General features: G+C 47.1%; 11 protein-coding genes. All 11 read right to left on the bottom strand.

Features of this window, described 5'->3' with window-relative positions; all coding sequences use genetic code 11:
• Nucleotides 1-36: 36 nt before the first annotated feature.
• The 11 genes from ACDJ59_RS07130 to ACDJ59_RS07080 all read right to left on the bottom strand — a co-directional run bounded on the left by ACDJ59_RS07130 (nucleotide 37) and on the right by ACDJ59_RS07080 (nucleotide 17,034).
• Nucleotides 37-1,887 carry an ABC transporter ATP-binding protein gene (locus tag ACDJ59_RS07130; RefSeq protein ID WP_036672925.1) on the bottom strand — a complete coding sequence of 617 codons (1,851 nt, stop codon included), beginning with the start codon at nucleotides 1,885-1,887 and terminating at the stop codon, nucleotides 37-39.
• Entirely contained in the window at nucleotides 1,884-3,656 is a 1,773-nt protein-coding gene (locus tag ACDJ59_RS07125) for an ABC transporter ATP-binding protein (protein WP_413408072.1), read from the bottom strand. The genes ACDJ59_RS07130 and ACDJ59_RS07125 overlap by 4 nt, the downstream gene beginning before the upstream one ends.
• Before the next feature lie 324 nt (nucleotides 3,657-3,980).
• Nucleotides 3,981-7,667: a dynamin family protein gene (locus ACDJ59_RS07120; RefSeq protein ID WP_413408071.1), complete on the bottom strand. Its 3,687-nt coding sequence runs from the start codon at nucleotides 7,665-7,667 to the stop codon at nucleotides 3,981-3,983.
• Between the two features lie 200 nt (nucleotides 7,668-7,867).
• Nucleotides 7,868-8,704 (bottom strand): IS3 family transposase, encoded by an 837-nt coding sequence (locus tag ACDJ59_RS07115; protein WP_413409674.1) that lies wholly within the window; start codon nucleotides 8,702-8,704, stop codon nucleotides 7,868-7,870.
• Between the two features lie 23 nt (nucleotides 8,705-8,727).
• A complete protein-coding gene (locus ACDJ59_RS07110; RefSeq protein ID WP_413405187.1) occupies nucleotides 8,728-9,048 on the bottom strand; it encodes a transposase in 321 nt (106 codons plus the stop codon).
• Between the two features lie 232 nt (nucleotides 9,049-9,280).
• The gene (locus ACDJ59_RS07105; RefSeq protein ID WP_017687779.1) at nucleotides 9,281-9,553 is read right to left on the bottom strand and encodes a hypothetical protein; all 273 of its coding nucleotides are present in this window, start codon (nucleotides 9,551-9,553) and stop codon (nucleotides 9,281-9,283) included.
• 23 nt (nucleotides 9,554-9,576) lie between these two features.
• Nucleotides 9,577-10,272 (bottom strand): endonuclease III, encoded by a 696-nt coding sequence (nth, locus tag ACDJ59_RS07100; protein ID WP_036607558.1) that lies wholly within the window; start codon nucleotides 10,270-10,272, stop codon nucleotides 9,577-9,579.
• Between the two features lie 163 nt (nucleotides 10,273-10,435).
• Entirely contained in the window at nucleotides 10,436-13,174 is a 2,739-nt protein-coding gene (locus ACDJ59_RS07095; protein ID WP_413408070.1) for an S-layer homology domain-containing protein, read from the bottom strand.
• Between the two features lie 72 nt (nucleotides 13,175-13,246).
• Complete coding sequence (locus ACDJ59_RS07090; protein WP_413408069.1) at nucleotides 13,247-13,924, bottom strand: GerMN domain-containing protein; 678 nt, start codon at nucleotides 13,922-13,924, stop codon at nucleotides 13,247-13,249.
• A gap of 35 nt (nucleotides 13,925-13,959) precedes the next feature.
• Nucleotides 13,960-15,369, bottom strand: a complete 1,410-nt coding sequence (locus ACDJ59_RS07085; RefSeq protein WP_413408068.1) for an N-acetylmuramoyl-L-alanine amidase — start codon at nucleotides 15,367-15,369, stop codon at nucleotides 13,960-13,962.
• Nucleotides 15,370-15,627: 258 nt separating this feature from the next.
• Nucleotides 15,628-17,034 (bottom strand): N-acetylmuramoyl-L-alanine amidase, encoded by a 1,407-nt coding sequence (locus ACDJ59_RS07080; RefSeq protein ID WP_413408067.1) that lies wholly within the window; start codon nucleotides 17,032-17,034, stop codon nucleotides 15,628-15,630.
• Nucleotides 17,035-17,262: the final 228 nt, after the last annotated feature.

The raw sequence follows: 17,262 nt of genomic DNA, 5'->3' as shown, positions 1-17,262 counted from the left end.
TGTGTTCAGACGCTTCACAGGCGTCCGAAGGTTTCATCACAAAAATCTGTATTGAGCTTCTATTAATCCATTATAGACGCCTTGTTTTTGGATCAGCTGCTCATGGTTACCCTCTTCTTTAATTTCACCATGATCCAGGACGATAATGTTATCTGCATTCCGGATGGTTGAGAGACGGTGAGCGACCATAAAGGACGTTCTTCCCTGCAACAGCACCTTCAATGCTTCCTGGATTTTAAGCTCTGTCTCCGTATCGATACTGGCTGTAGCTTCATCCAAAATCAGTATGCGTGGATCAGCAAGCAGCGCACGGGCAAAGGATAACAGTTGTCGCTGTCCCATGGATAATACGTTCCCGCGTTCCTCTACTTCAGTATCATATCCGCCAGGCAGCTTCATGATGAACTCATGTGCATTGACTGCTTTGGCTGCGTCCTCCACCTCTTCATTCGTTGCATCCAGTCGTCCAAATCGAATATTGTCACGAATCGTACCCGAGAAGATGAAGGTATCCTGTAATACAATGCTGATCTGGCTGCGTAAACTCTCTACCGTTACATCCCGCACATCCTGTCCGTCAATGGTGAGACGTCCGCCGGATATATCATAGAAACGACTGATCAGATTGATGATCGTACTTTTACCTGAGCCCGTATGACCAACAAGTGCAATCGATTGGCCCGCAGCCGCCGAGAAGCTGATTCCTTTCAGCGCCTGTCTGCCCTTCTCGTATTCGAACACCACATTTTCGAATGCGATATCTCCTTTAATAGAAGGAAGTGGCTTGGCACCTGGTTTATCCGCAATACTTGGTTTTTCATCCATGAATTCGAAGATACGCTCCGATGATGCCATTGCAACCAGCAACTGATTGTACATCTGTCCCAGACGGTTGATTGGGTCCCAGAAGTTGCCGACATAGTTGGCAAAAGCAACAAGTAATCCCACGGTTAACTGGTCATGTTGAATCAGGTAAGCACCAAACCAGAAAAGAATTAATGTACCGAATCCACCGGTAATCTCAATCAGCGGTCCAAAGCCCTGGTTCATCGCTGATGCTCTATCCCATGACTTTTTGCTGGACAGATTCATGTTGTCAAAATACTTCATGTTCTCTTTTTCCTGTGTGTAAGCCTGAGTCACTCGAATCCCTTGAATGGATTCATTCAAGTGGGAGTTAATACGAGAGTTCTTCATGCGCACATCCTGCCAAGCCCGACGAATCAGCACCCGCAGTTTGGTCGAGATGATAAACATGATTGGCACCGTAATGATCACGGCAAGACCCAGTTTCCAGTTAATCAACAGCAAGATCACAATGATCCCGAGCAACTGTACGCAGTCGATCATGACGTTAACTGCACCGTTCGTGAATAGATCCTGAAGGGAGTTAATATCATTCGTAACACGTACCAGTACGGAACCTGCCGGTCTTTTGTCAAAAAAGTTAAAGGACAGCTTCTGGATATGCTTGAACAGATCCGAGCGAAGGTCATAAATAACACGCTGTCCGATAATGTTTGTCAATTTGATCCGGTACGTATTGGCAGCCCACTGGATGAGATACAACACAAATATGGAGCCTGCGATAAGATATAGCATAGTCATACTTGGCAACCCCGTTGCCGGTGCGATGGCACGGTCAATCGCCAGACTGATCAGAAAAGGTACGGACAATTTTGTAATGGTACCCAAGATCATCATTAGAATAACGAGTGGTAACAGTTGTTTTGCATAAGGTTTCATGTATGCAAATAAACGTCCAAATTCTTTCCAGTTAAACGGTTTTTCAATAATTTCATCATCCTGATACACAAATCGTTCATTCAGTTTCTTCTCAGAGGCCACTTTTGCCTCGCGCCTGTCTGCTATCGTTTCGGCACTCATGAATTCACCTGCTCCCCAGCCTCCCGCTTACCGCGGGCAATATAATCTGCATATTGAATTTTATAAACATCCTGATATGGTCCAGGCACTTCAATGAGTTCGGTATGTTTGCCACGTTGTACCACGCGGCCTTCATCGAGCACCAGAATCTCATCTGCATGTCGTAGTGAAGATATCCGGTGTGCAATAATAAATGTCGTTCTGCCGCGCATAACTTCCTGGAAACCGGACTGAATCTCGTGTTCTGTCTCCATGTCCACGGCGCTGGTTGCATCATCAAGTACCAGAATTTTCGGATTTTTCAGCAAAGCCCTTGCAATCGCAATCCGCTGTTTCTGTCCACCCGATAATCCCATGCCGCGCTCACCAACCACCGTGTCATATCCGTCCGGGAACTCCATAATGAAGTCATGAGCCTTGGCCAGCTTCGCTGCACGGATGATCTCATCCATGGTGACGTTCTTAAGCCCGTAGGAAATATTATTGCGAATGCTGGATGAGAACAGGAATGTTTCCTGGAAAACAGAAGCGATCTGACTCCGCAAACTGCGAATACCTATGTCTTTGATGTTTTTGCCATCCAGCTTGATCGTTCCCGAGTTGACGTTATATGCACGCATCAGAAGCTGAATGATGGTCGATTTACCTGACCCTGTTCCCCCGAGGAAACCGATTACAGAACCGGGTGCAGCGTCAAAATTAATATCGGTTACCGCTGGCATTTTGTTGCCGTAGGCAAAGGTAACGGATTCAAATGTCACATGGCCGTTCACTTGGTCTGCCTCAACAATGACTGGATCTTGCGTTTCTTCCACATCCACTGGCGTATTCAGCAGCTCGAGCACCCGTTCACCTGAAGCTTTGGATTGCGTATAGTTGTTGATATGGAACCCAAGGTTCCACATTGGACCGATTATGTACCAGATCAAACTGAAAAAGGCAACGAGTTCACCGAGTGTCAGCGTCTTCTGTATAACCATTCTTCCACCGATCACCAGCAACAGCACGATACTCACCGAAGCAAGAATCTCCATGATCGGAAAATAGCGACTCCACAATGTTGCGGCATGAATCTGATTTGTTTTGTAACGCTCATTACGTATGGAGAATTTCTCCACTTCATATGGCTCACGTGCAAAGGATTTTACCGTACGTACGCCAGTGATATTCTCCTGTACCGCTGTTGTCAGTGAACTGAGCGCCAGCCGCATCTCCTGAAACGCAGGGTGAATTTTGGATTCGAATCTCAGCGCAACGAAGGCGAGTAATGGGATGCATATGAGCGTGAACAGCGTAAGCTGCCAACTCATGGTCATCATCATGATTGCGCCGAATACGACCATGAAAACCATGTTAAGAATCTGGGCGAAACCAAATCCGATAAAGTTACGGATGGCTTCCAAATCTCCCGTGAGGCGGGACATCAGATCACCTGTCTTGGCCGTATCATAATAACGGAAGGATAAAAATTGAAGCTTTTCATAACATGCATTACGAAGTCTGTACGCCAGGAAGTTACCCAAGCGTCCTCCATAAAAGCCGTGTAAAAACTGCATTCCCGCTTTCAAAATAACTACACCTAACACAGTCAAGGCAATTATGGGAACGTCTTCAAAAGTTCGCGGAACAATGATGTCATCAATCAGTATCCTCAGCATGTACGGATACACTAACCCAAGTGCGGTCGCTAAGGCGAGGAACAAGATTGATACAAATAAATACGTTCGCTTTTCCCAAAAAAAGATTTGCAGTTGCCTAAGAACATCCATGTTTCTCCTCCTCTTATGTCGTTCAAAAATACTATGAACATTTATGAAGTTTATCACCGTACCCCATTCGCGGCAAAGCGAATAACAGACCATATTCTGCCTGCTTTCAGCTTATTGACGCATTAACGAAGGTAAATACCCACCTTTCAATCAAATGTTTGAATATTCTCTTTATTTCAGGTTGTTCGTACCAAAAAAAGGCTCCCCATATGCCTTTTCGGCAGGGGCCTTTTTGGGTTGATTTTCGCAACATTTTCAATGTGTTGCTGTATCATTCATTTTGTTTTACAAAGACTTCCAGAGAATACGCGTTATGCCGTGATTTTAACTGCGTTCAATCTGTTCCAGTTGGTTAGACAAGCTGGTCCATTGCTCCGCCGGAATTCCGCTCTCCAGTGTATCTTGAATTCCACTCACCGCCTCGTCCAGACGTTCTTCCAACTGACGGGATTGGTGTTGCAATGATTGACAAATCTGGTTGTCATAAAACTGAATCAGTTTGTCTTGCGCAGCGGGAAGAACTTCAATGATCATCTGTTTGAGGACAGGATCAAGTGCCTCTTGTAATCGCTGACGTCCATCTCCTTCGAAGAACTGTTTCGGATTGCGGAAATAATTCAAATAGCTTTTCCATCCAGACGGTTCTTCCAGACGAACTTCTTCGAGCACAGGTGTACTCCAGCGTTCGTTCAGTGGCAGTGACACATCCACGCCCCCTGATAACTGTCTCACCTCATCTATACAATCCGTAACTTGCTTCATCAGCCAGGTCTGACCTGCCTGTTCAAGTCTAAGGGTGGTAGCAAGTAGTTCCTGCTCCAGTTCAATGGCAATCATGCGTAACAGTTCTCGTCCACAGGCTGCAAAAGCCATCTTCAGATTGCCCCGATCCTCCCGAAGTACGGAAGGATGGAATGCTTCTGCCATGAATAGACCAAGGCGATAGGCAAGTCGCTGCCGCACATGGAAGAGCAATTCTGCTGTTTCCTGTGACAATTCTTCCTTCATGGATCTTGCTGCAAGTTGCTGTATGCGCTGGCGTGACTGTCCCTGGATCGTCTCCAGTTCATCCCGCCGTTGCTGCAATACTTCCTCCCCCTGAGCCGCATCTTCCGCACGCTTCTTCAGCCGCTGAATGACACGTGCCATCTCTTCGGAAGCTCCACCTACAGCAAGATCGGCTAATTCTCTGCCTGCAAATTGGTTGAACTCTTCCTCAAAACGGATAAAACCGGATTGCTCAAGCAACTTCGAATCACCTGCCATCTTGCCTTCCATCGCCAGTATGCTGGATACCGGGAAGAGTCGTGGTGCCCGAATTCCATTACTGCGCAGTTGGGTGCTCACATGATCGAGAACCTGCTCCAGTTCTTCCTCAGAGGAAGACAAGTCACTGGCATTCACAACAAAGAACATCTGATCCATGGCAGAACTATCCTTAACACGCCCCAACTGATTCAGGAACTGGCGATCTCCTTGTGAGAACGCATGGTTGTAATACGTTACAAAAATGAGTGCATCCGCATTCTTCATATAATTGAAGGTTACACCCGTATGACGAGCATTCACGGAGTCCGCTCCTGGTGTGTCAACCAATACAATGCCTTGTTCAGTCACATCGCAACTGTAATAGAGATCGATACTGTCTACAAAACAGGACTTTTTCTCGTTTGCGACAAAGTTACGATAACCGTCCAGATCCACCAGCACATCCTGACCTAACTGACCCGCTGTTTCTTCCCAGCCGGATGCTGCCGCCTGTAAAAAGCTATAGTGCGGGCGCCCAGCGGGGTGTACATCCTGTGGTGAGAGGGAACGTACTCGCTTCTGCCACTCCGCTCCAGGCTCACCCAGTCCGAGCAATCGGAAGGAATAGCCGAGGTCTTCCTGGAAGGCGTCCCGGGTTTTCATCCGGACCCGGGCTGTTCCATGCTCCGCGCCCCCGGCAGGAGCCATGATTCGGTTAATCGCCGCTGTTGTTGGATGCGGCGAGACGGGTAGTACAGCTTCGCCCAGCAACGCGTTGGCGAAGGAGGATTTGCCGGCGCTGAATGCTCCGAACAGCGCCAAAGTGAACGTGCCGCCCGCAAGCGAAGCCGCGCGTGCACGCAGATCCCGTACCGCCGACCCCATGGCGGGGTACGGCTCCACCAGCGCAGCAGCGGCTTCAAGCCGTGCCGCTGCTGCGTCCAGGCGTCGGCGGCGTTCAGCGCCAGCCGCCGCCGATGGCCCAGGCACCGCCGCTGCGACTGCGCGTTGCTGCGGCGGTGCCTCTGGCGTCTGTGGCTGCGCAGCCACAGACGTTGACGTGCCCGCATGCGAACCGGGAACTTCGCCCGGTTCTGGCACCGCGGGCACGTGCGGGCCCTTCACCTCCGGCAATAGCCCGGAGGGGAGAGGGCCCGCATGGGGCAGCAGGCTACGCAGCCCTGCTGCCTCTGCGGCGGCGCTGCGCTGGAGCGCCGTGTAGCGCGCCGCCGCCGCGGATTGCGCCAGCAGCGCTGCGCGGCTGGCGTCCAGCGCCTGAAGCGCGGCTTCTCCTCGCGCTGCCAGCGCCTCCAGCATGCGGTCGGCCAGCATCATGGCCGACCTGCGATAGCGGGCCTCAATCTCGCCCCGCACATCTTTACTGAACTGAATCACATATTCTGGAGATACCTCTGCACTGGCACTGCGTTTCATCTCCAATAGTGCTTCATCTACAGCAGGCAGCTCCGTATTAAGCGCCTGCTCCCACTCCGCTCCCCATAGCTGATGGGATTCACCCAGCTGTCTAAGCATCGTACGAATATGTACCTCAACTTGTCCGGAAGCCTGATCCTGTAACAGTCTGACCAGCTCAGAAGCACGACGTTGTTTCTCCTGCTCGGTTTTTCCACCTGAGAACAATAAACCTACCCTGAAACCTGGTTTGCGGCTCTCCAAATAGGCGGCAGCAGACGCACGAATATCCGCAGGAGTAAGATTTGCATTCGCCAGAAGAGGTTCAAGCTCCGCCCGGAATTTCTCACGCACTCGCGAAGGCCCGGTACGAATGTCTGTTGCTTGTTGATCAAGAAGCTCCAACTCTCGTTCCAAGCGTTCAATTCCTTCCTTGCCACCAATCTCACCCAGCAGGGAATTCTCTTCGTCTTCACGTTTCTCCGCTTCTCTCGTCAGGTGTTGCTCCGTTACATGACTGGCCGAACTTGCCAAACTGTGCGTAATTAACGCTTCCTTCTCTTGCATCATGTGTCCAATGAGTTCCGGAAGCACATCCCACTGGTTGTAGCGATGCTGCTTGTCGCGGAGGGAAGTAAACAGCAGTCCGTCATATCTGACTTCCCAGGCCGCAAATATAGCTTCGACACCTTCGGTATATTGGTCAAAAGAGAGCTCACGCTCCCGATGCTTGTCGATCTGGTTCACGATCAAAAACAACGGTTTGCCCCAATCCGACAGACTCTTGGCAAATGAAAGGTTTGTCTCGGACTGAACATGATTATAGTCCATGACATAGAACACCACATCCGCCAGATGGAGCGCTGAATGGGTTGCGAGACTATGTCCGCGATCTGTTGAATCCACACCTGGTGTATCCAGCAGGACAGCATCATCTTTCAGCAGAGGAATATCATCCCATACCTCAATTGAGCTATAAGCTCCACCATTTTTGCAATACGCCTCCAATTCCTCTGGAGAAACTTCAAGTGTTCCTGCTCCATTGTCAGCGCTTACGTTTGGAGTAGTATAAATAAGCGCTCTTGGCTTACCATTACGTATGGATACCACATTTGCACTAGTTGGCACGGGACTTGAAGGCAGCACCCGCTTACCGCATAAACTGTTGATGAGACTCGATTTGCCTGCAGAGAAATGACCACAGAACGCAATCGTCAGATGTTTCATTTCCGCCTTGCTGATTAAATCCGTTATAGCCTGTACAGCCGTATGGTCCCCTGTCTGCTCCATCGCTTCACGCAGCGGAAGCAGAGGTTTGGCCATTTCTTTTGGGTAATCTGTTCTGGACATGACTGGCCTTCCCCCTGGCTCCTCTAATTTGACATCCGTTTCGACGTCTATCTCTTTTACAACATTTATTTTAACATTATCAAGTTTGAATTTGAACGGTTGGAATTGAATATACATAAATGATCGTATAAATCTTTAATCTAAAAAAAATAAAACCGAACAAGTGGTCATACCCCTGTCAAGTAGACAGATGAAAAAAGCTATGCTGCCAGTGCGCATCGATATTCAATCGGTGCGCGCTGTTTGAGTTTGGCTTGAAAGCGTCGGTAGTTGTAATTGTACATGTAATCTTCCACGGCTTGTCGAATCTCTGCTTCTGAATTACACTGGTTAAGGTACAGCTTCTCTGTCTTGAGATGCGAAAAGAAAGATTCGATGCATGCGTTATCCAGGCAGGTTGCTTTGCGAGAGTGGCTGCCTTTGACGCCAAATGCTTCTAATCGTGAGTTGTACGCCTGAGACGTGTACTGGAAGCCCTGATCCGAATGGAGCACGGCTTCCGAAACGTCTCTTTTTTGTGTCCATTGTTCCACCGTATCCAATACGAGCTGAACATCGTTCCGTTTAGATAACTGCCAAGCTACAATCTCGTTGTTGAACAAGTCTTGAATGACAGACAGGTAAACGAATGCGCTCCCATCCGAAATATAGGTAATATCCGTTACCATTTTTTGCTGGGGTGCTGTAGCGTGAAATTGGCGCTTCAGGCGATTCGGATAGATCACAGATGGCGTATAGCTGGACTTCTTCCGCTTCTTACGAATTACCGATTGGATCGATAGTTCCCGCATGATTCGCCATACTTTCTTGTGATTAACGTTCAGACCAGCCTCCCACAACGCCGTTGTCATGCGAGGATAACCAAACTCTCGGTTTGCAAAATGAATAGCCATCATGTGTTCTTTGATCTCACGGTCACGTTCTTGTCTTGCGTCTCGCTGCGGCTGGGTTGCTCGCCATTTATAGTAACTGGATCGGGGTATTCCTGTAATCGATAGTAGGCGTGTAATGCCATGCGAGCAGCGCAATTCATCGATGATATCGTAGTTCTCCCGTTGGCTCAGCGCTTCTCCTTTACTAGATTTGGATACCGCTTTTTTAAATAATCCACCTGTGCTTGAAGATAGTCTCGTTCTTCCTCCACGCTACCAAAGGCTGTACGGGGACGTCCCTTCAATGGATTGGGCACACTGTTTTTTCGTTCATCGAACGCTTCCCCGTTTTTCCACTTTTTCACCCACACCTTCAGTTGTGAACAGTTGCGAATTCCTTCGCGTTCAGCGACTACTTTGTAACTTGAAGAACCTTCGACATAGGATCTAACTGCATTCAATTTGAATTCTTCCGTATACGTCTGAAATGTTTGCCCTTTTTTCGCCATAAAAATATCCCCTCCAAGTATCACTTGAACCTCCATGATAACATGAAGGTTTTTTTAAGTGTCTACTTAAAGGGGATAATACCAACAAGTCGGTTTTATCTGTAATACGTTTTATACTCGGTATTTAGCAAATGCTTACGCCAAGTGTCTGTTGCATGAATGCGATGCGATCACCGTAACCACAACGATCCTCATGACATTAATACAACAGAAACAATAGTGTAATCACTTCTTATGAAACTGCGTTCTCCATGGAAGGCAGCAAGATTTCAAATACTTGTCCATGTTGCAGAATTGTAATGTCTCTGCCTTTGTCTCTCATAACAACAACTTCGGGTTTAACGGACATACGCTCCAGATAATGTTCAGGCACGTCGCCCGAGTGGCTTACTGTGATGCCTTCTACTTCTTTTTCTTCATTTTCAGCCATTTCCTGTTCAACGATTTGTTCAAAGATATCGGAGAAGGCCTCAAAATTGTCAGTGTACACGGAAATGCATTTCATGATTATTCATCCTTTTCTGCTCATTAATTTATTTTTCGTTTTCGGGTGGTGACACGTTCCTTATCTTTCCTGATTTGGGACGTTTTCATACGTTTTTTCCCTTCCCTGCATATGTCCAGCAATGGACAGATATGACAAGCCGGGTTCTGTGCCTTGCAATGGTAGCGTCCAAAAAATATAAACCGGTGGTGAGTTAAAGTCCACTCGTCCCGGGGTACGCGCTTCATTAGTTTCTTTTCGACTTCAAGTACGGAGTCATCCCAACCCGCAAGCGCCAGCCGCTTGGATACACGTTCAACATGAGTATCTACCGCAATTGCCGGTACTCCAAACGCATTGGAAACAACTACATTCGCGGTTTTCCGCCCGACACCTGGTAGCGTCACAAGCTGATCATGTTCCTGCGGTACATCACCGCCATACTGCTCTATTAAGATTCGGCACATGTTCTGAATATGCTTGGCCTTGTTCCGGTACAAACCGATTCGCCGAATATCCTGTTCCAACTCTTCGAGAGGAACCGCCAGATAATCTGCTGGGCTTCTGTATTTCTGGAACAAATCTGCGGTTACCTTGTTCACCGTTTCATCGGTGCACTGGGCAGACAAAAGGACAGCTACCGTCAATTCAAATGCATTGCTGTGATTTAATTCGCAATGTGCATCAGGAAACATTGCTTCCATAGTTTCGAGTATATGTCTAACCGTCGCTGCATTCATGAAGAGCTACCTCCCACAAAATGACTCCACGCTGCGGAGCCTAACTTCGAAGCTTCATCCGAGTACTTTGCGGGGACCTCAAAAAGCTTGCAAAAAAAACGTCTTGATGCGGGAAAGATCCCGTATCAAGACGGTCATTCTTTTGATCCTCGAAAAGAAACGATTACTGTTTTTGAATCTCCAGAATAACATTGTTCAGGAGATACAATACAATATTATCATTATCTCTGAGAGATTGCACGCTTAAAGTATTGTCACCGTGGTGAACAAATACACTTGATCCGAGTGCAAAACGATAGTTTGTGTCTGCTGTCGTTTCCCGTTTAACCAAAATCTGGTTACCAACGCCATCATAAGACCAGAATTGTTTGCTCATGACAGTTAGTACTCTGAAGCGTGTGGAATTATCCGTATCTTTTGTCATTTCCACACGATCTCCGACCGTAAGACTAGACAATGAAGTTAATGTGGAGCCAGATTTTACGACTTTAACAGAACCGCTAACAGGCACGGTTTCAGTCTGGCCGTTAAACTGTTTGAGCGTTACAGATGAAGCATCCACCGCTGTAACTTCAGCCAGCGTTCGCTTCACAACTTGAACCGCTTTTGGCGTAGCACCTTCAAACGTTACATTAATCAGGTTGCCTGCTGTCAGTTGTGAAGGCGTGATCGTCTGACCACTCTCTCCTGTCAGTGTCGCTTGATCCACGTAGAACTGACTTGTCAACAGATCGGATTTTACTCGAATACGACTATTTGCTTCCAAGGCAACCACTTCGAATTGAGCCACAGTGTTCAGTGCAACCTTCTGCACAACATCCTGATTTGCTCCAAGCGTTACGGTCACTTTGTCACCAATCTTCAAATCTCCCAGACTTGCGCCCGATTTGTTATAGATCTCAACCGTAGGTGCTGTAGTATAAGGCACTGTAATCGTCTGATTACCAGACAACACACTGATTTTTCTGCCCGTTGTGTCAATGTTGCTGATCGTACCTTCATACTTGTAAATCACTTTAACGGACAACGCACGTGTTCCCACATAGGTCAGATCCAATTTGCGGCCATCATTTAAGAATGACTCCAGACCAGCCAGTGTAGGTTTGGTCGTATTGTAATCCAGTTTGGTTTTCTCATCCAATGTAAATACAAACGGTTTTTTGTTGTTGTCCAACACGGTAAGTACCTTTGTTTTGCTGTTGTAAGATACAACCGTTACTCCGTTCATAGGTTCCATTTGACGTCCAATCACCTGAATACGTGTTACCTGATCGTCAGAGTTCAATGACAACTCCACCTGATCCCCGTTCGTTGCATCCGTGATGAGATCATTTAGCGTCGCATCCTGAATACCATTAATAATAACTTCCGGCTTTTCAGTCAGCAGTTTCGCCTCAAGGGAACCCCCTTCACGTTTGAACGTTAACGTGGACTGGTTGCCACCGATCTCAACCAATGTTCCGCGCACAGATTGCTCCACACCTTGAGACAATGTGATAGTTTGCAGAACACTGTCCTTTACAGTGTATTTTACGGCACTGCCGGCTTTGAGATCAGCCACTGACATGATACGGTTTTGATATGTGATAAGCAGATTGTCATTGTATGCAAACTGCTCTGTAGCACCCGCTGCATTGACAAGTTTGATCGTTTTTCCAGAAGTGGATACTTCAGCAATTACACCATTGTCACTCTTGTTAACAATGCCCGATTTCACACGAATAGCGACTGTTTTTTTGTCAGCCGTGAACGTCTCACGCTGTACTTCAATGATGCTATCTGCCGTAATATCGGACAGTTTGATTGCATTACCATTCTGATCGATGAATGCAGTTGCCTCATCATAACTGTACGTTTCGTAATTCTCGCCCACAAAGATACCAATTTTATTACCAGACAATGAACGTGCAAATGTACCTTCAACACTTTCCACCTGCGGTGTAGCATCAACAACTTCCACATAGGAAGCCCCACCTGCCGAACCTACAACCATAACTTTCGTATACAACTTCACATCTGTGGCGGAAGCACGAGTCTCACTGTCTTTCGTAAAGTAAGGCGTACTGCTGTTCACTGCGAAGTTAACGGCTTTGCCGTCCACAACCAGCGTGATCTGCCCATCTTTCAATCCTGTCACATAACCCGTGGATGTGTTCGGGTACGTTGTATCCGTTAACGATTCACCACGACTGAAGAAGGTAGCCAGTTGAGCACGGGTTACGGAACCAGTTGGATTGAATTTGTTGCCTTCCACACCTTTGGCCAGATCCAGGCTAACAGCCAGATTGACATAACCTTTACCACTTTCGGAAATACTTGCATTATCAGCAAATCCGGTAGATTGATTGTTTTGTGCCTTCGCTTCAGCATCCTTGTCCAATGAACGGATTAACAATTTCGTAATCCATTCCCGTGAAGCCGGTTTTTGACCCCAAGAGGTCTTGGATACATCCACCGTTGATTCTTCCGTTTTGTCAATCAGTCCCAGTTGAAGTGCCAGCGCGACATATGGCTTGAAATAATTTCCCACTTCCATGTTTGTCGGTAATGCCGCAGCCGTGTCGGTATTCAACTGGCCCTCTTGATTCATAAAACGGATTGCCATCGTTACAGCTTCTTGCTGTGTTACCGCGTCTCCTGGACGGAACAGGCCGTTGTTACCGAGAAGAATACCTTGATATGCCAGTTTGTACACATGTTTTTCAGCCCAGTATCCGACCTTGATGTCACTGAACAAACCAGTTGGTGCAGCCGTATTTGTTATTGCAGCAGTCTGACCCTGCCCCGTTTCTGTTGATTCTGCTGCCATGGCAGCTCCGCCGGCGCTAAGGGCCATCATGCCTGCAAGCACGGCTGATACTACTTTTTTAGAGTGTGATGTATGGTTATATTTAAAAGTCACCTATGATTCCCCTCTCTCATGTAAAACGACCCATATTCCGTGGATTCACGGTACAACAGTATGCTGAACCGCCTATTCGGATCTTGTCATTGGATGTTCAAGATCCACATGGCCCATCAGACTCTCCGTCTGCTGACCATCCACCAGTAAATCAAGTGATTTTACTTCATCAAACTGGAAGAACGTTTGTTTTAGAGCATCCAGCGCATAAGATTCTCCACCTGCTCCAAGACGTGCCGTATCTGGCATATGAATATCCAGCGTAAGAGCTCCATCCTTGAACTGAACAGACTTCAATTCAATTTCTTTAGACCACAGCGGAACAAGTTTAGCGTCTTTGCTCTGTTGCAGTGATTCAAAGGCAGCTTTATATTTTGCATCATCCGATGCGTATGAAATCTCTGCCGAAGCTTTGTGCAACTCCAGTTCTTCTTCATCCGTATAGAAAACAGTGATCGTTTTCTTTTCATTACTTTCGGAGGTTGCCGGCTTCTCCGTAGACGTATCGCTTGGCGGAGTAGTTGTAGTCGCTTCCTCCGAACTGCCTTCCGTCGATTCTGTAGGCGTTGTATTCTCTTCAGGCTCAGCAGTCACCGGTTCGGTAATTGTTTCGCCCTCAACCTCGGTCACATTGTTTTCAGTTCCTGCGCCTTGCGTCTGATTCGGAGCAGCTGTTGGCTTGCTTCCGCATCCAGCAGCAACTGCCATAACCGTTACCAGCAAGGCTGCAATCCATATTTTCTTGTTCATTCTAACTCCGCCTCCTCAACATAAGGGCTTGTCCCTTATTTAATTCCCAGATACTCCTTGATTCCTGCAACAATCCCTTTGGCAACACTGCTCTGGAAACTCTCAGTGAACAGGGCTGCTTCGTCGCTCTTATTGCTAAGGAATCCACCTTCCAGCAGAACTGCTGGCATTGTCGTTTCACGGGTCACATGGAGACTTGCCGTTTTCACTCCACGATCTTTCAGTCCGGAAGACTGTAAAAGATACTTGTGCATCACTGTAGCAAGTGCTTTGCTGTTGGAGCGTGTATAGAATGTCTCTACACCGTTCGCAGCAGCAGGGCCACTGTTAGCATGAATGGAGATGAAAATATCCGCTTTTATGTCTTGTGCAATCTTCACACGTTCTTTCAATGCCAAAAATGTATCATCGCTGCGCGTTAACACAACGTCAATTTTGGATTCTTTTTTCAACAATGCTTCCACTTTCAGAGCCATTGCCAGATTGAAGTCTTTTTCACGTTTACCAGTTACACCGATTGCCCCAGGATCCTGATCTCCGTGACCTGCATCAATAACGACAACTTTTTTGCCATTATTACCAACCGGAGGAGCAGGTGTACCACTTTGATTGTCGAGGTTAATCATAACCAGTCCGGAATCATTTTGCACACTGTACCCTTTTGAACTGGACAGATCGATTACAAAACGAATTGTAGATGGACTGTTGCTGTATAACGAGTAACGAATCTTCGACACATCCGGATAGCCGCTAACGACGAGTTGTCCATTCTGGTTGCTGTCTAAAGCCTGTCCTTCACTGAACGAATCAGCAAATGCGGTATTCGGCAAGTCTATAACGATTCGATCTGGTCCTGTCATCGTGAAGACATTCGGCTTCGTACTTCCGCTTGTTGCAATCATGAAGCGGTTGTCGCTGAAGCTGATGCCGTTCACCAGTACAAGACCTTCTTGATCCGATCCTCCGCCTTCATTGCCAGAGTTCGGAGGTGTGGTTGTCCCGTTTCCGGAACCTGAATTCTGGGTAACTAATGTTACCGTCTTCGTGGTGTTGTTCCAACCCACCTTAAGACCCATTTCCTCACCAATAAATCGGAGAGGCACAAGTGTAGTACCGTTTTTAACGAGTGGCGGGGCATCTAGGTTTACGTTACTGCCGTTCACCGTTGCCGTCTTCTGTCCAACAATCATCTGCATGGCAGTGTTGTCTTTGCTAATAGTCACCGTTTGCGTTTGCTGCTTCCACTCCACGCTATATCCAAGATTTTCGGACACAACCCGGATCGGAACCATCACCTTGCTGTTGATAATTTCCGCTTTTGTATCCGATGGCTGTACGATTTCTTTTCCGTCTAGGATAATTTTCGTGTCTGTTGCTGCGTGACTATAGCCCGGGAATACGAGCCCAAAGACAAATAACAGTACCAAAAAACCGAACTTCTTCATCCTTCACCCCTACCATTCTCATATTTTTTTGCCGCATGTTGTCATTTTCCAACTCCGACTGACCGTTTGGGCATTACCAGACACCTATTAGACGCCCCTCGCTCTCAAAAGTTGCGAATATATTCCAACATAACAGAAAAAAAACGTTGTCAGATCAAGCTTTTTTTACATTTTAATGTCTTCTTTTTTCCTTATTTATCAAATATACATCTCCAAACAACGTACTACCCTAACCTTCATATTTGCGCACAATTCAATTTACAGTCCCAAAAATTCAACAATTCCGTCCACAATCGCCTGTGCACATTTGTCCTGGTATTCTTCCGTGAGCATGACTGCTTCATCTGTAAGGTTACTTAGAAAACCAAGTTCAAGTAACACAGCAGGCATGGTTGTTTCACGCGTCACATGCAGACTAGCCGTTTTAACCCCACGATCCTTGAGTCCTGTTACCGGCAACACATATTTGTGAAGAGTGTCAGCCAATGTTTTGCTTTCTTTACGACTGTAGAGCGTTTCAATGCCGTTTGGTACCGGTGTAGTGAATTTGTTTCCATGAATGGACACAAAAACATCTGCCTGATTCAATTCAGCAATATCCACACGCTGTTTGAGCGAAAGTTCTGTATCATCCTGGCGTGTAATGACCGTTTGAATATTTGGGTATTGTTGAAGGATTGCCTGTACCTTAAGCCCTACAGCCAGATTGAAATCCTTCTCATAAGCTCCTGACAAACTCACTGCACCCGATTGACGACCACCATGTCCCGGATCAATGACCACAATCGTTTTACCGTCATTGGTAGGTACTGCCGGTTGGCTTGTCGGTTCTCCACTCGTGGCTGTCAGGTCAACGAGCAAGACATTGTTATCTCCAACAGACCATTTGGCTGTAGCCGTCTGATTCAGATCCAGAACGACACGCACGGTAGAAGGCGATTTACTGAACATGGCATACCGGACTTTGGAAACTATTGATGAACCCGTAACGAGAATCTGTCCACTGCCATCCGGGTTAGAGGCTTGTCCCTGAATGAATTCCTGAGAGAATTTCGCTGAAGGCAGATCAACAATAATTCGGTCTGGCCCACCAATACTGGATACTTTGGGGCTAATATTACCGTTTGTTGCTACAATCAAGCGATCTCCGCTGAAGCTGATGCCTTGAAGTTCTGTCAAACCATCCGGGACAGGTGCCTCGACGGGGTCACTGTCACCTTCCGTTTCAACTACGGGAGGAATACTAAATAGGCTTACTGTCTTGGTTCCATTGTCCCAGCCAACACGCAGACCCATGCCTTCCCCAACAAAGCGTAACGGAACAAGCGTAGTTCCCTGTTTGATCAGTGGGGGCGAATCCAAGTTCACCACGTTTCCATTCACCGTAGCTGCATCTTTGCCAGCTGTCATTTGAATCATGCTGTTTCCTTTTTGAACCTGGACTGACTGAGTTTCCTTTTCCCACTTCACCTTATAACCCAGGTTCTCGGATACAATTCGAATTGGAACCATGACCGTTTTCCCGATATTCTCTGCAGGTGCACCCGTCTGCTGGTTAATGGTTACACCGTCGAGTACAATCGAGGGAGTGGTGTCTGCATGGGCCATGACTGGGAATAAACATAGGAACAGAAGAAAAACGACTGCTGCCGACCATTTTTTCATACCTCATCCACCATTCTTTTGTCTTTTGAACGTCCGACCTGATTCTCTGCAGCGTAACATCAATGACAATATTTAACCTTCCATAATCTACTAATCAGTTTATCAGATATTGTCTGATCATCCGGTTACAACGTTGTCATATTTAGTCGGAAACTGAGTGGCAAAAAGGTGACTTTCTCCATTCGTCCAGTACCCGAAATCATATGGAAATTACATTTCTCATCCATT

The sequence above is a fragment of the Paenibacillus amylolyticus genome, assembly GCF_047302515.1.
Taxonomy (GTDB): Bacteria; Bacillota; Bacilli; order Paenibacillales; family Paenibacillaceae; genus Paenibacillus; species Paenibacillus amylolyticus_G.
This window is presented reverse-complemented; position numbering and strand designations above follow the sequence as displayed.